Raw genomic sequence first — 17,086 nt, 5'->3', positions numbered from 1 at the left:
GAAGACAGACCATCACAGGGGCGGGCTGCCGCGGGGACGACCGCCGCGGAGGCGGGCGCTCAGGTCGAGGTGCAGAAGGCCGTGGCCTTGAGAGCGAGCCACAGCTCCATGCGGACGTCCGGGTCGTCCAGCGAGCGGCCCAGGATCTCCTCGACGCGGCGCATCCGGTACCGCAGGGTGTGGCGGTGAACGCCGAGGTCGGCGGCGGCCGCGTCCCACTGGCCGTGCCGGGAGAGCCAGGCACGCAGCGAGGCGACCAGATCGCCCCGGCCGGTGGCGTCGTGCTCGTACAGGGCGCGCAGCATACCGTCGGCGAACGCGCGGACGGCGTCGTCGGCGAGCAGGGGCAGCACGGAACCCGCCGCGACCTGCTCATGCTCGACCAGCATCCGGCCGCGGCGGCGCGCCACGGACAGCGCCTGCTCCGCCTGGCGGTAAGCGGCCGCGGCGGCGATGGGGCCCGCAGGGGCGGACAGCCCAATGACGAGTTCGTCGCCGTGCGGCGCGGCGGCGCCTCGGCCGCGGGGGCGGGCCTTCGTACCGCGGCGGCTCTCGACGGCCCGGGCGTGTTCGGCACATGCCTCGACCGCCGACCCGCCGTCGGGGGCCAGCACGATGAGCCGCTCGCCGTCGGGCACGACCAGCACCGACTCGCCGGTGCGGGCCGCGGCCGCCTCCATGGTGTCGGCGAGTGTGGCGAGGGGGTCGGCGGGCTCCGGTTCGCCGACTGCCGCGCCCGCTCCTGCGGCCATGGTCGCGCCCGCTCCGGGGGCGGTGCCGGGGCCCGTTCCGGGGACGGCGCCCGTGCCACTGCCCGTACTCCGGCCGATGCCCATGCCGGTGCCCGTGCCGGTGCCCGTGCTCACGCTCGTGCCCGTACCGGCAGTGGCGGCATCCGCGGGGGCCTGGGCCGGAGCCGGGGCCTCGTCCGCGGGGGAGGACGCCATGCGGGCCTGGTGGGCCGCGCCGCCGGACGGCACCTCGGCGACCAGCATCCGGAACGGTGCGTCGAGCAGCCCGCCGTACAGCCGTCCGGCGACCGCCCGCGCATGGTCGGGCTCGCCCGCGAGCAGCATCCGCAGCACGGCGGCACCGAGTCGCTGCTCGGCCTCCCGCAGGGCGCGGGAGCGCTCGGTCGTCAGGGTGAGCAACGCGACCGCGGAGTGCACGGCATAACGCTCGGCCGTGCCCAGCGGCGCGCCCGTACCGACCGCGAGCACCCCGCGGGTGCGCCGCCCGGTGCCCAGCGACTGGAGCTCCACCCGGTCCGCGACGGCCGTGTCCTCGGCCGGTTCCGCGCCCGTGGCCCCGGCCCCGCCACCCCCGCCGACCACGATGCTCGCCGGGCCGGGACGGGAACGGAGCCGCTCGACATCGGTGACGAGCCGGGCTGCGCGCCGGGCGGCCCAGTCGGGCGCGGCGGCGACCACCGAGCCGGAGGCGTCGTAGAGCGCGGCCCAGCCGTCGACGTGGGAGGCGAGCCGGGCGAGCAGCGCGGCAGGCCCCTCGGCGCCGATGGCGGCGCGGGTCAGCTCACGCTGCGCCTCGAACCCGGCCGTCACGGCGCGGTACTGGTCGGCCGCTATCGCCGCGGAGACGGCCTTGCTGATCGCGATGAAGGGGGTGCGGCGGGGCACGCCGAGCAGCGGCAGCCCCTCCTCCTTGGCCGCCTCGGCGAGTGCGAGCGGCACCTCGTCGTACTTGACGCCGAGCGCGAAACCGAGCCCGACCACGCCCGCGCCCACCAGCCGCCGCACATAGCGGCTCATCTCGTCCGGATCCTCGGCCTTCAGCTGCATCGCGGTGATCAGGAGCAGCTCGCCGCCGTCCATATAGGGCACGGGGTCGGCGAGCTCACTGACATGTGCCCAGCGCACGGGCGTCTCCAGCCGGTCCTCGCCCGCGAGAACGGACAGCTTGAGACCGGGGTGACGGACGAGTGAGGCGAGCGTGGGAGGCATGGCACCTTCGATGCGAATGCGACGACTTCACCGCCCTGTATGAACGGCTACTGCCGATTCTGCCTCAATGGAGGAATTCGTGGAATTGGCGGCCTGATTTCGCCGCAGGTCTGGCCGTGACGCTCCGGTCCCGGTTGTCCGGTCGCCCCGATTGGGGCGGCGGGGGGCGGCGGGGACAACCGGAACGCCGGACACCCACCGGACCGAACGGCCGGACCGACCGGAACGGCCGAACGCACCGGACCGACAGGGCCGACCAGGACGGCCGCACCCCCCTGAAGCGGCAAGGCCCACCAGAGAGCCGCCACCCCCGGAACGACAGAACCCGACGGAACGACAGGGCCGACCAGAACGACAGAGCCGACCGGAACGGGTCGGTCATCCGCGGAGGTCCACCAGCACCGGCGGCCCGCCCTCGCCCCTTACGGAGGTCACCGACAGCACCGCGTGCCCGGCGGGGACCCCGTGGGCCAGGTCCGAGGCGGACCAGCGCTCGCGCTCCACCGTCCGCACGGTCACCGACTGGGTGGTCACCGCCTTGCCCGTGGCCACCTTACGGATGAAGTGCAGCACCTTGGTCAAGGGTTCGTCGGCGATGATCTGCCGGTCGGTGACGTCCCGCGTTTCGACCCACTCCGTCCCCCACACCTCCGCGAATCGCGCCCCGTCCCAGGTCGTCACTCCGGCGCAGGCCATCCGGCAGCCGACCGCGCCGAGCAGCGCGCTGCGCAGCGCCTCGGGGACGTCGTCGAGGGTGCGGAGGGTGAGCACGGCGCCCGCGTGGGCGGAGCGGAGCCGCTGGATACCGCGCAGGGCCTCGGGGGTGATGGTGTGCGAGGCGTCGTCGAGGACGAGGCAGGCGAAGAGCGAACGGTCGGCGCGGCCCACGGCGCACTCGGTGAACTGCGCCAGGACCAGCCGCGCGAGCATCCGCGACGCCTCGGCGTGGCCGCGTTCGGGCAGATCGATACGGACCCGGAGGGGGTGCTCGAGGGCGCGGAGGGAGAAGGGACGGCGGTCACCGGTGGTGTCGAAGAAATCGGCGAACGCGGGCCGGTCCAGGAGCGCGATCCGGTCCGCGAGCAGCGCGCCCACGTCCCCGGGGGCGCCGGACTGCCGGACCCGCGCCTCCAGCTCACGGGCCTGCGCCCGCTCCCCGGCCTCGTCCAGCGCCTCGCGCAGGGCGTTGATGGCCGTCTTGGAGCCGTCCAGCAGCTCGCGCAGGTCCGGGACGGACGGGAAGCGGCCGTGGGCGGCGCGGTAGGGGCCGAGCAACTGGGCCAGGGCGGTGGCGGCGCGCCGGCTGTCCCCGCCGGGCAGCGACGCGGCCATGTCTCCGATCAGGGCCTCGGCGAGGATGCCAGCCGCCTCGTCGGGGTCGGTGGTGCCGCCGTAGAGGTCCAAGTCGTGGACGGAGTCGGGCCGGCCGATCTTCACGACGACGTCGAACGCCTCGTCCACCCCGAGCCCGGCCCCCGCCGCTCCGACCGCCACGACGGCGACCTGCCCGGCGAGCGCCTGCAGGCAGAGCGACTCCACGACGGGCCGCACCACCCGCCCCGTCTTCCCCGAACCGGGCGGCCCGACGGCCAGCAGCGAGGTACCGAGCACATCGGGGTCGAGGGCGAGCCCGACGCCTCGGTGCTGGTAAGGGTTGCGCCGGTCGTCGGCGGCGGTGCCGAGGCGGACCTGATGGGCGACGAGATCATGACGCGCCGTCCGCACGGGCAGATCGCGCGCCCCGGACGGATGGCCGTACGAGGCGGCGCCGTGACGCAGCACGGTGTCGGTGAACGAGGCGAGGGAGTTCCTCCCGGCGCGCACGGAGTGCCAGGCGTGCTCGATCCGGGCATGGTCGACGTCGTTCATCACCCCGGCCCGCGCATCCGCCGCCAACCGATCAGCCGCGCTGTGCGCCCCCGCGGCCCGCAAATGGGGCCACTCAACCGGATCCACCTCCGGCCGCCCCGCGACGGCCGCCCCGGCAGCGGGCTCGTCCCAGGCCCGCCGGAAGAGGGGCACGACGTATCGGCGCCAGACTTCGGTCCAGTGGCCGACCCGGCTGAAGATTGCAGCGATGATCAAGAACCACAGGGCTTCATAGCAGTTGGCGATCCACTTGAGCATGTCCTTGTCGCCGTCGCGGTTGAACCAGTCCTCCGAATTGAGCAGTCGGAGCGGCCATAGCCAGTACGGACCCAGGTATCCCTTGGTGATCAGCGACCACAACAGCCATGTGCACAGGAGCGCGATCAACGCACCGCTGATCAGCCCACGTGAGGGAATCCGATCCGGTTCTTCCGGCGTCTTCGGCTTGTGCTCGTACGTCCATACCCCCGGCGCCGCCTCGGGCCGCGGGGCGCGCAGCCAGTCGACGAAGGACGGGCGGGCCGCAGGTCCCGGTACCGGAGCGGCGCCGTGGGTCGCCGGGGGCGCGGTCGGCGGCATCGGTGGCGGAGCGGTGGGGAAGGACGGCGGGGATTGCGGGGGTGGGGGTGGGGGCGGGTTGTGGCGTGTGTTGCGTGAGTCGAACGTGCCCTCGGTGTCCATGTGCTGCCCCTTGCCCCCTGACCGGCTGTTCCTCGGCTGTCGCGCCACCGCTCAATCTAGTGTTCCCACGCGGGGAGTTCAGCGACCCCGGCGGTGCTGTCTCGCTCACGGGGTCCATAAGGCAGACGCAGGAGCCGGCGCGGCCGTAGGACGTAGGACAGGCGCAGGAGCCCAACGCAGGGGCGGGAGCCCAAGGCACGCGCGGGAGCCGTAAGACAGACACGGCAGACGGCCGTGCCGTCCTCGCCGGGGCTATGGCCGTCGCGGACAAGGCAACTCGCGCACTGCTCCCGAACGGAACATGCCTCATCCACCGCCACGCCCCTAGCCTGCGCTCAAGACCCCTGTTCTTCCCATGGAGCCCCTCATGACCGAACTGTCCGGAGGCCCGTCCCTCCCCCAGGAGCGCCGCGTCGTCACCGCCATTCCCGGCCCGAAGTCGCAGGAGCTGCTCGCCCGTAAGAACGCGGCGGTCGCCAGCGGGGTGGGGAGTGTGCTGCCGGTCTTCACCGTGCGCGCGGGCGGCGGTGTGATCGAGGACGTGGACGGCAACTCGCTGATCGACTTCGGTTCCGGTATCGCCGTGACCTCCGTCGGCTCCTCCGCCGAGGCGGTCGTACGCCGGGCGTCCGCGCAGCTGGCGGACTTCACGCACACCTGTTTCATGGTCACGCCGTACGAAGGCTATGTGGAGGTCTGCGAGGAGCTGGCCCGGCTCACGCCTGGCGATCACGCCAAGAAGTCGGCGCTGTTCAACTCGGGCGCCGAGGCGGTGGAGAACGCGGTGAAGATCGCCCGTTCGTACACCAAGCGCCAGGCCGTCGTCGTCTTCGACCACGGCTACCACGGCCGGACCAACCTCACCATGGCGCTCACCGCCAAGAACATGCCGTACAAGCAGGGCTTCGGCCCGTTCGCGCCCGAGGTCTACCGCGTTCCGCTCGCCTACCCCTACCGCTGGCCGACCGGTGCGGAGAACTGTGGCGAGGAGGCCGCGGCCCAGGCCATCGACCAGATCAGCAAGCAGATCGGGGCGGAGAACGTGGCCGCGATCATCATCGAGCCGATTCTCGGCGAGGGCGGTTTCATCGAACCCGCCAAGGGCTTCCTGCCCAGGATCGCCGAGTTCGCCAAGGCCAATGGCATCGTCTTCGTCGCGGACGAGATCCAGTCCGGCTTCTGCCGCACCGGCCAGTGGTTCGCCTGTGAGGACGAGGGCATCGTCCCGGACCTGATCACCACCGCCAAGGGCATCGCGGGCGGTCTGCCGCTCGCCGCCGTCACCGGCCGCGCGGAGATCATGGACGCGGCGCACTCCGGTGGGCTCGGCGGCACCTACGGCGGGAACCCGGTGGCGTGCGCGGCGGCGCTCGGCGCCATCGAGACGATGCGCGAGCTGGACCTCAACGCCAAGGCCAAGCGCATCGAGGAGGTCATGAAGGGCCGTCTCGCCGCGATGCAGGAGAAGAACGACATCATCGGCGACCTCCGCGGCCGCGGCGCAATGATCGCCATCGAGCTGGTGAAGTCCGGCACCAAGGATCCCGACCCCGAGGCCACGGCCGCCGTCGCCAAGGCGTGCCACTCGGCCGGGCTGCTGGTGCTGACCTGCGGGACCTACGGCAATGTGCTGCGTTTCCTGCCGCCGCTGGTGATCGGCGAGGATCTCCTGAACGAGGGTCTGGACATCCTCGAGAGCGCCTTCGCCGAGCTGTGACTGTGGGTGATCGATGGGCGGCGTGAAGAAGATGTGCGGGGCCGATGACAGGTGGGTGATCGGCCTGTCGGGCGGGGCCTCGCTGCCGTACGGTCATTCCAGATGAGAGAAACACCCCGCTCGCAGGGGACTGCGAGCGATGCCGAGCCGGTGCTTCCCCAGCTCCGACCCGGCTGTGCCCTCGCGCACACCACTGGAGCCTCCGGCTCCGGATCTCCTCACCGATCGGACGGCCGCCCGCCCCAAACCCCCCGGGGCGCGCGGCACACCGGTCGCCACGGCGGCCCCGGAACCACCCCCCCTGTTCCGGGGCCGCCGACTGTCCACTTCCCTTCCGCGCCATGGGCGTCGTCCGTCACACCCCTCACAGCCCTCGCACTGATCGCGTCGCTCGCACTGCTGGCGCTGTGCACCTGGCAGATCGCCGCCCATGGCCCGCTGCGGACCTACGACGAACGGCTCGGCCGCACGATCGCCGGCTCGCCGCTCCCCTCCCCCGTCGCCGAGTTCCTCGCCGACCTCGGCAACACGGCGGTCGCGGTCTCCGTCCTGGCCCTGGCCGCCGGCTGGGCGGCGTGGCGCGCCCGGCGCGCGGGAACGCCACGCTGGTGGCTTCCGCCGCTGGCGTCCGCGGTGGCGATGGCGGCGGTTCCGGCGCTGATCGTCCCGTTCAAGGCGCTGGTCGGCCGCCCCGGCCCGCCCGGTCCGCTGGCGGGCGAGACCGGATTCTTCCCCTCCGGCCATGCCGCGACGGCCGCCGTCGCCTACGGCGCGGCCGCGCTGCTCCTCCGTCCCCACCTGCGCCGACGGCTGCAACGGCCCCTCCTGGCGGCTGTCGCCGTGCTGAACCTCGCCGTGGCCGTCGGCCTGGTCCGGCGCGGCTACCACTGGCCGCTGGACGCCGTCGCGAGCTGGTGTCTGTCCGGCCCACTGCTGTGGACGGCGCTCCGGCTGAGCCGGTTGAGCCGACCGAGCCCAACGGCAGCCGACGGCGACCGAACCGCCGAGCCGACCGAACCGCCGCGACGACGGGACAACGCGACGACGAGGGGGGACGGGACGCCGGGGGGACGGGACGCCGGGGGGACGGGACGGCAGAACGACGCGACGACGCGAACGCGACGACGACAGCGACCGAACCACGGCGGCGCTGAACAACGACGACTGAGCCACGACGGCTGAACCACGACAGCGCCCCACCCACCACGACGGCCAACCCCCCGGCGGCACCAAGCCGCGACGGCGGCTGAGCGCGGCGGCGGGCCTGATCAGGTCACCCGCACCCACACCCGCCCCGCAGCCCACACCCCAGCCCGCACCCGCACCCGCCCTGCGCCCCACACCCCAGCCCGCGCCCACACCCCACCCCGCACCGGCCCCGTCCGCACCACCTCAGCTGTCGAACCCCAGCCCAGCCCTGTCCATGGCCCTCAGCCACAGATTGCGGCGTCCGCCGTTCTCGTCGGCCCGTGTCATCGACCACTGGGTGATGCCGATGCCCGCCCACCGCACCGGCTCCGGCGGGAACGGCAGGGGCTTGCTGCGCACCATCTCCAGGCGGGTGCGCTCGGTGCGCTCACCGGCCAGCAGATCGAGCATCACCTCGGCGCCGAAGCGGGTCGCCCCGACGCCCAGGCCCGTATAGCCGAGGGCGTACACCACTCTCCCCCCGTGCGCGCTGCCGAAGAACGCGGAGAAGCGCGAGCAGGTGTCGATGGCGCCGCCCCAGGCGTGGCTGAAGCGGACGCCCTCCAGCTGCGGGAAGCAGCGGAAGAAGTGCCCGGCCAGGGTCCGGTAGGTGGCGGGGTGGTGGTCGTATTCGGCGCGGACCCGTCCGCCGTAGCGGTAGACGGCGTCATAGCCGCCCCACAGGATGCGCCGGTCGGCGGTGAGCCGGAAGTAGTGGAAGTGGTTGGCGGTGTCGCTGAGGCCCTGTCGTCGCCGCCAGCCGATCGCGCCGAGCTGTTCCCGGGTGAGCGGTTCGGTCATCAGGGCGTGGTCGTAGACCGGGGCGATGTACGGGCGGACGCGGCGCACCAGGGAGGGGAAGGCGTTGGTGGCGAGCGCCACCTGGCGGGCGCGGACCCGGCCGTAGGGGGTGCGGACGGCCATCGCCGCGCCGGTGTTCGCCAGCCGTTCGGCCGGGGTGTGTTCGTAGATCCGTACGCCCAGTTGGGCGCAGGCCCGCGCCAGGCCCCAGGCGAGCCTGGCGGGGTGCAGCATGGCCACGCCCCGGCGGTCCCAGAGCCCGGCCAGGAAGGTGGGCGAGTCGACCTCGGCGCGTACCGCGTCGCGGTCGAGGAATTCCTGCTCCCCGACGCCGAGCCCGGCCGCCTGTGCGGCGGTCTCGCGCAATTCCGCCACCTGGTGGGGGGCGGTGGCCACATCGATCTCACCGGTGCGTTCGAAGTCGCAGTCGATGCCGTACCGGTCGAGGGCGCTCTCGATGGCGTCGAGGTTGCGCAGGCCGAGCCGCTCGAGTTCGGCCAGTTCACCGGGCCAGCGGGCGGCGCCGTTGCCGAGGCCGTGGGTGAGGGAGGCGGCGCAGAAGCCGCCGTTGCGTCCGGAGGCGGCCCAGCCGGTCTCCTGGCCCTCGATCAGGACCACCTCGCGGCCGGGGTCGCGCTCCTTGGCGATCAGGGCGGTCCACAGTCCGCTGTAGCCGCCGCCGACGACGAGCAGGTCGCAGTGTTCGTCCCCGACGAGCGCGGGGCGGGGGCACGGGCGGCCGGGGTCGTCCAGCCAGTACGGCCGGTACGCGGCGTCGGCCAGGGCCTTCCAAGCGGACGGGGCGGGGGCGCCGTCGCCCCCGGGTGAGCGGGTCATGGCGTCCGTGGCCATGGTTCTCAGCTCCTCTTGCGGCGGGCGCCGGCCAGTTGGCCGACGAGGACACAGAGCACCGCGACGGCGAACATCGCCGTTCCGATCACATTGATCTGCACGGGCGTACCGCGCTGTGCGGATCCCCAGACGAACATGGGGAAGGTCACGGTCGAGCCGGCGTTGAAGTTGGTGATGATGAAGTCGTCGAAGGAGAGCGCGAAGGACAGCAGCGCGCCCGCGGCGATACCGGGCGCGGCGATCGGCAGGGTGACGCGGACAAAGGTCTGCGCCGGGGAGGCGTAGAGGTCCTGGGCGGCCTGTTCCAGCCGGGGGTCCATGGACATCACCCGCGCTTTGACGGCCGTCACCACGAAGCTCAGGCAGAACATGATGTGGGCGATGAGGATGGTCCAGAAGCCGAAGTCCACGCCCATGTTGAGGAAGAGGGTGGCCAGTGAGGCGGCCATGACGACCTCGGGCATCGCCATCGGCAGGAAGATCAGGCTGTTGACCGCGGGGCGGGCCCGGAACCGGTAGCGGGCCAGCGCGAAGGCGATCATCGTGCCGAGGACGGTCGCGCCGATCGTCGCCCATACCGCGATCTTCAGGCTGAGCGAGAGCGAACCGCACAGGTCGGCGACGCCGCACGGATCGGTCCAGGCGTCGGTGGAGAACCGCTGCCATTGGTAGTTGAAGCGGCCGTTGGGCTTGTTGAAGGAGAAGACCAGGACGACGACGTTGGGCAGGATCAGATACGCGAGGGTGCCGAGCCCCGCGATGACCACCAGGTTCCGCCGTATCCAGCGCGTCAGGGCCGTCACACCAGGTCCTCCGTCCCGGACTTGCGGATGTAGACGGTGACCATCGCGAGGATCGCCGCCATGAGGATGAAGGACAGCGCCGCGGCCGTCGGATAGTCCAGCACCCGCAGGAACTGCGACTGGATGACGTTGCCGATCATCTTCTGGTCGGTGGACCCCAGCAGTTCGGCGTTGATGTAGTCGCCCGAGGCGGGGATGAAGGTGAGCAGCGTGCCCGCGACGACGCCCGGCATGGACAGCGGGAAGGTCACCTTCCGGAAGGTGGTGACGGGCCGTGCGTAGAGGTCTCCGGCGGCCTCGTGCAGCCGGCCGTCGATGCGTTCCAGGGAGGTGTAGAGCGGCAGGATCATGAAGGGCAGGAAGTTGTACGTCAGTCCGCAGACCACGGCGAGGGGCGTGGCCAGCACCCGTTGTCCCGCGGTGATCTCCAGGTAGCCGGTGACGTCCAGGACGTGCAGCGAGCCGAGCGCGCCCACCACCGGGCCGCCGTCGGACAGGATCGTCTTCCAGGCGAGGGTGCGGATCAGGAAGCTGGTGAAGAACGGCGCGATGACCAGGACCATCAGCAGATTGCGCCAGCGGCCCGCCCGGAAGGCGATGAGGTAGGCGAGCGGATAGCCGAGCAGCAGGCACAGCACGGTGGCAGTGGCGGCGTAGAGCACCGAGCGCAGGAACTGCGGGTAGTACTCGCTCAGCGCGTCCCCGTAGGTCTGGAGGTGCCAGGTGACCTTGAAGCCCTCTTCGAGGGAGCCGGTCTGGACGGAGGTCGAGGCCTGGTAGACCAGCGGCGCGGCGAAGAAGACCAGCAGCCAGAGGATGCCGGGGAGCAGCAGCCAGTAGGGCACCAGCCGTTTGCGGACGGCGGTCCTGCGGACGGGCGCCTGCTGTACGGGCGCGTCCGCCGGCGGGGCGTCGGGCGTCACCGTCGCCATCACACCGCCTCCTCGTCCCGTTCCGTACCGGCGTCGATGTTCTGTGCCGCGTCGAGGCCGAAGGTGTGGGCGGGGTTCCAGTGCAGTACGACCTCGGCGCCGGGGACGAGGCGGGGGTCGCGTTCGATGTTCTGCTCGTAGACAGCGAACTCGGGGCAGCCGGGGGCGGTGACGACGTACTGGGTGGAGACGCCGAGGAAGCTGGATTCGGCGATCCGTCCGCTGATCCGGTTGCGTCCCTCGGGGACGGTTCCGGCGTCCTCGGCATGGCTGAGAGTGATCTTTTCGGGACGCACCCCCACCAGCAGTTTCCCGCCCGTGCGGACGGGGGCGCTACATCGGCCGGCGGGCAGGGCAAGCCGGCCGCCGGCGGTGGTGAGGACGAGGTCGCCGCCGCTCTTGTCGGTGATCTCGGCTTCGATGAGGTTGGAGGTGCCGAGGAAGTTGGCGACGAAGGTGGTGCCGGGGTTCTCGTAGAGGTCGGCGGGGGCGCCGAGCTGTTCGACCCGGCCGCCGTTCATCACCGCGACCGTGTCGGCCATGGTCATGGCCTCCTCCTGGTCGTGGGTGACGTGGACGAAGGTGATGCCGACCTCGGCCTGGATGCGCCCCAGCTCCAGCTGCATCTGACGGCGCAGCTTGAGGTCGAGCGCGCCCAGCGGCTCGTCGAGCAGCAGCACCTGGGGGTGGTTGATCAGCGCGCGGGCGACGGCGACGCGCTGCTGCTGGCCGCCGGAGAGCCGCTGCGGTCTGCGGCGGGCGAAGTCACCGAGCTGGACCAGCTCCAGCATCTCCTCGACCCGCTTCTTCACCGAGGTGACGCCGCGCCGGCGCAGTCCGAAGGCGACGTTCTCGTAGACGTCGAGATGCGGGAAGAGGGCGTAGCTCTGGAAGACCGTGTTGACCGGCCGCTTGTACGGCGGGAGGTCGGTGATGTCCTTACCGGCGAGCCGGACCGTGCCGGTGGTGGGCTCCTCCAGGCCCGCGATCATGCGCAGGGTGGTGGTCTTGCCGCAGCCGGACGCGCCGAGCAGGGCGAAGAAGGAGCCGGCGGGTATGTGCAGATCGAGCGGGTGGACGGCGGTGAAGGACCCGTAGGTCTTGCTGATCCGGTCGAGCCGGACGTCGCCGCCGGAGCTGGGCTGGGTCATGGGGTGCGCTTCCTCGCGTGTCAGGCGCCGGTGAGCTTGGCGAACTTGTCCTCGAATGCCGCCTCTTCCCTGCTCGACAGCGAGCGGAAGGCATGGGACTTGGCGGCCATCTCCTCGTCGGGGAGGATCAGCGGGTTGTCCGCCAGCGCCTTGTCGATCTTCGCGAGCTCCTCGCGTACCCCGTCGACTGGGCAGACGTAGTTGATGTAGGCGGCGATCTTCGCGGCGACCTTGGGTTCGTAGAAGTAGTCGATGAGCCGTTCGGCGTTCCTCTTGTGGCGCGCCTTGTTGGGGATGAGGAGATTGTCCGTGGCCGTCATGTAGCCGGCGTCGGGGACGGCGAACTCGATCTCGGGGTTGTCGGCCTGGAGCTGGATCAGGTCCCCGGCCCAGGCCATACAGGCGGCGATGTCCCCCTTGGTGAGGTCGCCGGTGTAGTCGTTGCCGGTGAAGCGGCGGATCTGGCCCCGGTCGGACGCCTTCTGGAGGCGGGCGATCGCGGCGTCGTAGTCGTCGGCGGTGACCGTCTCGGGGCGTTTGCCCATGTCCAGGAGGGTCAGCCCGACGGTGTCGCGCATCTCGGTCAGCAGTCCGACCCGGCCTTTGAGCTGTGGGTCGTCCAGCAGCTGGGAGACGGAGGTGACCTTACGGCCGCCGGTGGCCTTCTTGTTGTACGCGATGACGGCGGGGATACCGGTCCACGGGTAGGAGTGGGCGCGGCCGGGGTCCCAGTCCGGAGTACGAAAAGGTTTCGCCAGATGGGCGTAGGCGTGGGGCAGCTGGGCGGCGTCCAGCCGCTGCATCCAGCCGAGCCGGATCATCCGGGCGGCCAGCCAGTCGGTGACGCAGATCAGGTCGCGGCCGGTGGCCTGGCCCGCGGCGAGCTGTGGCTTGATCTTGCCGAAGAACTCGACGTTGTCGTTGATGTCCTCGGTGTACTTCACCGTGATGCCGGTGCGGCGCTGGAACGCGTCGAGGGTCGGATGGCGGTTGCCCTTGCCGACGTCCATGTACTCGGTCCAGTTGGAGAAGCTGACCCGCTTCTCCTCGGCGGAGTGGTCGTCGGCGGAGTTGTCCGCCTCGGTGCGCCCCGCGGGCGGGATCCCGCAGCCGCCGAGCGCCCCGAGCCCGCCGACGGCGATCGCCCCGGCGCCTCCCGCGCGCAGCAGGGAGCGGCGGGTGACCGCCATGCGGCCGCTGGTCAGGGAGCGCCGGATCGCCGATATCTGCGGTGGGGACAGGCTCTCGGGGTCGTGCCGTGCTTCCATACGCTGTGCCTTTCGAGGGTGTCGGCCGGTGGCGGCCGGCCGAGGCCACACGGGGGCGGCCGCACATTCAGGTCTGTCGGTCCCCGAAGACCGTGCGGTGCCAGTCCTTGCGGACCACCGCGGTGTTGTCCAACATCACATGCTTGACCTGCGTGTACTCCTCGAAGGAGTACGCCGACATGTCCTTGCCGAAGCCGGACGCCCGCACCCCGCCGTGCGGCATCTCGCTGATGATCGGGATGTGGTCGTTGATCCAGACACAGCCCGCCCTGATCTCCCGGGAGGCGCGGCCCGTCCGGTAGACATCGCGGCTCCAGGCGGAGGCGGCGAGACCGTAAGGGGTGTCGTTGGCGAGCGCGATGCCCTCGTCGTCGCCGTCGAAGGGGAGGACGGCCAGCACCGGACCGAAGATCTCGGACTGGACGATCTCGCTGTCCTGGGGTGCGCCGGTGATGAGCGTGGGCCGGTAGTACGCGCCCCTGGCAAGGTCACCGCCCGGGGCGGCGCCCCCGGTGACGACGGTGGCGTAGCCGCGGGCCCGCTCCACGAAGCCCGCCACGCGGTCGCGCTGGGCGTGGGAGACCAGCGGGCCGAGGTCGGTGTGCGGATCGAAGGGGTCGCCGAGCCGTACGGTCTCCATGAGATCGGCGACGGCGGCGATGAACGCGTCGTACAGCGGGCGCTGGACATACGCGCGGGTGGCGGCGGTGCAGTCCTGTCCGGTGTTGATCAGCGCGCCCGCGACGGCGCCGTGCGCGGCGGCCTCCAGGTCGGCGTCGTCGAAGACGACGAAGGGCGCCTTGCCGCCGAGTTCGAGATGGACGCGTTTGACGGTGGCGGTGGCGAGTGCGGCGACGCGCTTGCCGACCGCCGTCGAGCCGGTGAAGGAGGTCATCGCCACGCCGGGGTGGGAGACCAGGTGTTCGCCCGCCTCGGGGCCGGTGCCGCTCACCACGTTGACGACGCCGTCCGGGATCCCCGCCTCGGTGGCGGCCTGGGCGAACATCAGCGAGGTCAGGGGCGTCAGTTCGGCGGGCTTCAGCACGATGGTGTTGCCCGCGGCGATGGCCGGGAGGACCTTCCAGGCCGCCATCTGGAGGGGGTAGTTCCAGGGGGCGACGGACCCGACGACCCCGATGGGCTCGCGGCGGATGTACGAGGTGTGGTCGCCGCTGTACTCGGCGGCGGCCTTGCCCTCCAACTGGCGGGCGGCACCCGCGAAGAAGGCGGTGTTGTCGATGGTGCCGGGCACATCGAACTCGGTGGAGAGCTTGATGGGCTTGCCGCACTGCGACGACTCGGCGCGGGCGAGGTCCTCCGCCCGCTCGGTGAGCACCGCGGCGAAGCGGTGCAGCGCGTCGGACCGCTCGCCGGGGGTGGCGCCCGCCCATTCCGGGAGGGCGGCCCCGGCCGCCGCCACCGCGGCGTCGACATCGGCCGGACCGGCGAGCCGGTAGCTGAACACCCGCTCGCCGGTGGCCGGGTCCACGACCGGGTGGGTGGCCTCGGAGCCGCCCTGGCGCAGACGGCCCGCGATGTACTGCGCACCGTCGGCGAACCGCTCCGTCACATCGAACCGCTGATCCATCGCGCGCTCTCCTCCGCCGGTTCACCCAAGGGGGTGAGGCGTAGCTCCAACCGGAATCGAAGGCTGATCCTGACAGAGAGCCTTGGCTTCAACAAGGGATTCCGTTGTTGCTTTTTGGTTTCGCGACGGATTCAGTGATCAGGGCGGCTTCGGCATCACCGTTTCACGGGCCGGAGCGTTTCGCGGGTCGGGCCCGGGCCGGATTCCGGTGCGGACTCCGGCCCAGAAGCGGGCTCCGGTTCAGAAACGGCTGTGGCCCAGAATCAGAAGCGGACTGTGGCCCAGAAGCGGACTCCGGTCTGGACGCGGACTCCGGCCTGGACGCGGGGCTCTGGTCTAGAAGATGGAGTCGAGGGCGGCGTCCAGCGCCGCGAGGTAGATCGCCGGGAGCACCATGCCAATGATTCCGCAGACCAGACCGGCGGTCGCCGAACCCCCGTTGTTCGCCTCGCCCCGGCTGACCTTCCCCTTGCCGATGGCGCCGAAAATGATCGCCAGGATGCCGAGGATGACCGCGAAGACCCACAGGAAGTAGGTGATCCCGCAGACCAGGCCGACGATGCCGCAGACCAGCGCGGCCGTGCCCATGCCGTTGCTCAGCTGCATCGGCATCCCGGCCATCCCCGGGTGGACGGGCGGCGCGGCGGGATAGCCGGCCCCGGGGTACTGCGGCGGCTGGCCCGGGAACTGCGGCGGCTGGGCCGGCGGCGTGGGCGTGGCGTAGGGATTGGCCTGGGACTCGTACGGGCCCTGCTGTGGACCGGGCGTGTTGCTGGACATCGATGGTCTCCCCTCCTGATGAACGTCCGGCAATGTTATGGGCATGATTCGGCCCGGGTCAGCTCGATTGCGCGGGTCGATTGGGCAGGTCGGTGGGGCTGTTGGCGGCGGAGCCGCGGCGGTGTCGGTGGTGGGTGCGAGAATCCCGGACATGGAGACGAACGGGGTGACGGCATCGGTATCGGCGGACGGGGGTCCCCGGTCGGTCGAGGAGCTGGTCGAGCGGACGGCGCGCGGTGAGCGCCTCAAGTACGTCTGGTTCTGGGGCCATCGGCCCCGCCCGGACGGAAGCGTGGGCCCGGGGTGTTTCAGCCAGTGGTGGCCCTCGCCGTTCACCGTGGACGGCATCACCTATGCGACGGCCGAGCACTGGATGATGGCGGGCAAGGCGCGGCTGTTCGACGACGCGGAGGCCGAGCGGCGCGCGCTCGACGCCTCCCACCCCAAGCAGGCCAAGGACGCGGGCCGCACGGTGCGTGGCTTCGACGAGGAGACCTGGCTGCGCCATCGGTTCGGCCTCGTGGTCGAGGGCAATGTGCACAAGTTCGGCCACCACCCCGAGCTGCGCGACTATCTGCTGGGCACCGGGTCACGGGTGCTGGTGGAGGCCAGCCCGGTGGACCGGGTGTGGGGCATAGGGCTCGCGGCGGACGACGAGCGGGCGGCGGATCCCGCCCGCTGGCGCGGGCTCAATCTGCTGGGGTTCGCGCTGATGGAGGCGCGTCAGCGGCTGATATCGGCGCGCGGGAGCACCGCCGCGGAGGAGATCCGGGCATAGCCCGGATCGTCGCCGCTGTCCGCATCGTCGTCCGAGGCGACGTAGACGAAGAGCATGACGACGCTCGCCACCACCGCGGCCACCCCGAGGATTACCCCGGTGAGCGCCGCATGGTGGTTGGTCGCCTCGCCCCTTGCCACCTTGGCGCGGCCGAGCACCCCGAAGACGATCGCGAGCACACCGAGGACGACGCCGAGGACGACGCTCGCGAAGAGGGCCAGTCCGATGATGCCGAGCACCAGGGCGGCCGTGCCGTGGCCGTTGTTCGGCACATAGGCGACACCCGGCCAGCCCTGGCCGTACGCGCCGCCGGGATATCCGGACCCCGGGTAGCCGGAATGCGGGTATCCGGAACCGGGGTAGGCGGAACCGGGGTAGGCGGTGTCCGGATAGCCATAGCCGGGATAGCCGGGGGCCGCGCCGTACGGGGCCTGCTCGTAGGGCGTCTGCTGGGGGTGTCCGTAGCCGGGCTGGGCGTACCCGGTCTGGGCATGGCCGGCCTGGCCGTAGCCGGGCTGGCGCAGCCCGCCGGTCCGTACGGCCCGGCCGGATAGGCGCTGGGGGTGCCGGGGCCGGTCGGCGCGGGCGGTGGCGGGGGCACCGCACCCGGCGGGGACGCGGTGGAGCCAGCCGGGAGCGCGGAGCCGGCCGGGGGCGGCGGGGACGCGGAGCCCGACGGCCGCGCCGCGCCCATCGTGGGCGCCGAGCCCATCGGGG

13 protein-coding genes are annotated in these 17,086 nt (G+C 71.8%); 3 read left to right on the top strand and 10 right to left on the bottom strand.

Features of this window, described 5'->3' with window-relative positions:
* Positions 1-59: 59 nt before the first annotated feature.
* Both AXW62_RS31455 and AXW62_RS31450 read right to left on the bottom strand, forming a co-directional pair.
* Positions 60-1,961, bottom strand: a complete 1,902-nt coding sequence (locus AXW62_RS31455) for a PucR family transcriptional regulator (RefSeq protein WP_060947487.1) — start codon at positions 1,959-1,961, stop codon at positions 60-62.
* 378 nt (positions 1,962-2,339) lie between these two features.
* Positions 2,340-4,511 (bottom strand): type IV secretory system conjugative DNA transfer family protein, encoded by a 2,172-nt coding sequence (locus AXW62_RS31450; RefSeq protein WP_060947486.1) that lies wholly within the window; start codon positions 4,509-4,511, stop codon positions 2,340-2,342.
* Positions 4,512-4,878: 367 nt separating this feature from the next.
* Between AXW62_RS31450 and gabT the strand changes: the two genes are divergently transcribed.
* Together gabT and AXW62_RS31440 are read left to right on the top strand one after the other, a co-directional pair.
* On the top strand, positions 4,879-6,228 hold the full coding sequence (gene gabT, locus AXW62_RS31445) for a 4-aminobutyrate--2-oxoglutarate transaminase (RefSeq protein WP_060947485.1): 1,350 nt from the start codon (positions 4,879-4,881) through the stop codon (positions 6,226-6,228).
* Positions 6,229-6,330: 102 nt separating this feature from the next.
* Positions 6,331-7,410 (top strand): phosphatase PAP2 family protein, encoded by a 1,080-nt coding sequence (locus AXW62_RS31440; protein ID WP_306305081.1) that lies wholly within the window; start codon positions 6,331-6,333, stop codon positions 7,408-7,410.
* Positions 7,411-7,620: 210 nt separating this feature from the next.
* Here AXW62_RS31440 and AXW62_RS31435 read toward each other — a convergent pair whose 3' ends face one another.
* From AXW62_RS31435 to AXW62_RS31405, 7 genes are all read right to left on the bottom strand, one after another.
* Positions 7,621-9,069, bottom strand: a complete 1,449-nt coding sequence (locus tag AXW62_RS31435) for an NAD(P)/FAD-dependent oxidoreductase (protein WP_079105748.1) — start codon at positions 9,067-9,069, stop codon at positions 7,621-7,623.
* Between the two features lie 5 nt (positions 9,070-9,074).
* Positions 9,075-9,872, bottom strand: coding sequence for an ABC transporter permease (locus AXW62_RS31430; protein WP_030834312.1), 798 nt, complete (start codon positions 9,870-9,872; stop codon positions 9,075-9,077).
* Complete coding sequence (locus AXW62_RS31425; protein WP_060947484.1) at positions 9,869-10,804, bottom strand: ABC transporter permease; 936 nt, start codon at positions 10,802-10,804, stop codon at positions 9,869-9,871. Before AXW62_RS31425 ends, AXW62_RS31430 begins: the two co-directional genes overlap by 4 nt.
* The gene (locus AXW62_RS31420) at positions 10,804-11,955 is read right to left on the bottom strand and encodes an ABC transporter ATP-binding protein (RefSeq protein ID WP_060947483.1); all 1,152 of its coding nucleotides are present in this window, start codon (positions 11,953-11,955) and stop codon (positions 10,804-10,806) included. Before AXW62_RS31420 ends, AXW62_RS31425 begins: the two co-directional genes overlap by 1 nt.
* Before the next feature lie 20 nt (positions 11,956-11,975).
* Positions 11,976-13,223 carry a polyamine ABC transporter substrate-binding protein gene (locus tag AXW62_RS31415; RefSeq protein ID WP_060947482.1) on the bottom strand — a complete coding sequence of 416 codons (1,248 nt, stop codon included), beginning with the start codon at positions 13,221-13,223 and terminating at the stop codon, positions 11,976-11,978.
* Positions 13,224-13,290: 67 nt separating this feature from the next.
* Entirely contained in the window at positions 13,291-14,811 is a 1,521-nt protein-coding gene (locus AXW62_RS31410) for a gamma-aminobutyraldehyde dehydrogenase (protein ID WP_060947481.1), read from the bottom strand.
* Positions 14,812-15,147: 336 nt separating this feature from the next.
* Complete coding sequence (locus tag AXW62_RS31405) at positions 15,148-15,591, bottom strand: DUF4190 domain-containing protein (protein ID WP_060947480.1); 444 nt, start codon at positions 15,589-15,591, stop codon at positions 15,148-15,150.
* Positions 15,592-15,742: 151 nt separating this feature from the next.
* Between AXW62_RS31405 and ybiA the strand changes: the two genes are divergently transcribed.
* On the top strand, positions 15,743-16,369 hold the full coding sequence (gene ybiA, locus AXW62_RS31400) for a riboflavin biosynthesis intermediates N-glycosidase (RefSeq protein ID WP_060947488.1): 627 nt from the start codon (positions 15,743-15,745) through the stop codon (positions 16,367-16,369).
* Here ybiA and AXW62_RS31395 read toward each other — a convergent pair.
* On the bottom strand, positions 16,315-17,086 hold a 772-nt coding region (locus AXW62_RS31395), incomplete at its 5' end, for a hypothetical protein (RefSeq protein WP_060947479.1). The two genes, ybiA and AXW62_RS31395, sit on opposite strands and share 55 nt — an antisense overlap.

The sequence above is a fragment of the Streptomyces hygroscopicus subsp. hygroscopicus genome (assembly GCF_001553455.1).
Lineage (GTDB): Bacteria > Actinomycetota > Actinomycetes > Streptomycetales > Streptomycetaceae > Streptomyces > Streptomyces hygroscopicus.
Note: the sequence above shows the minus strand (reverse complement) of the source record. Positions and strands in the feature narration are given on the sequence as shown.

Bases quoted from the DNA above. Each gene is read 5' to 3' on its own strand.
- ybiA (WP_060947488.1), top strand. From the start codon at position 15,743: ATGGAGACGAACGGGGTGACGGCATCGGTATCGGCGGACGGGGGTCCC.
- AXW62_RS31420 (WP_060947483.1), bottom strand. From the start codon at position 11,955: ATGACCCAGCCCAGCTCCGGCGGCGACGTCCGGCTCGACCGGATCAGC.
- AXW62_RS31415 (WP_060947482.1), bottom strand. From the start codon at position 13,223: ATGGAAGCACGGCACGACCCCGAGAGCCTGTCCCCACCGCAGATATCG.
- AXW62_RS31435 (WP_079105748.1), bottom strand. From the start codon at position 9,069: ATGGCCACGGACGCCATGACCCGCTCACCCGGGGGCGACGGCGCCCCC.
- AXW62_RS31410 (WP_060947481.1), bottom strand. From the start codon at position 14,811: ATGGATCAGCGGTTCGATGTGACGGAGCGGTTCGCCGACGGTGCGCAG.
- AXW62_RS31425 (WP_060947484.1), bottom strand. From the start codon at position 10,804: ATGGCGACGGTGACGCCCGACGCCCCGCCGGCGGACGCGCCCGTACAG.
- AXW62_RS31455 (WP_060947487.1), bottom strand. From the start codon at position 1,961: ATGCCTCCCACGCTCGCCTCACTCGTCCGTCACCCCGGTCTCAAGCTG.
- AXW62_RS31405 (WP_060947480.1), bottom strand. From the start codon at position 15,591: ATGTCCAGCAACACGCCCGGTCCACAGCAGGGCCCGTACGAGTCCCAG.
- AXW62_RS31450 (WP_060947486.1), bottom strand. From the start codon at position 4,511: ATGGACACCGAGGGCACGTTCGACTCACGCAACACACGCCACAACCCG.
- gabT (WP_060947485.1), top strand. From the start codon at position 4,879: ATGACCGAACTGTCCGGAGGCCCGTCCCTCCCCCAGGAGCGCCGCGTC.
- AXW62_RS31440 (WP_306305081.1), top strand. From the start codon at position 6,331: ATGAGAGAAACACCCCGCTCGCAGGGGACTGCGAGCGATGCCGAGCCG.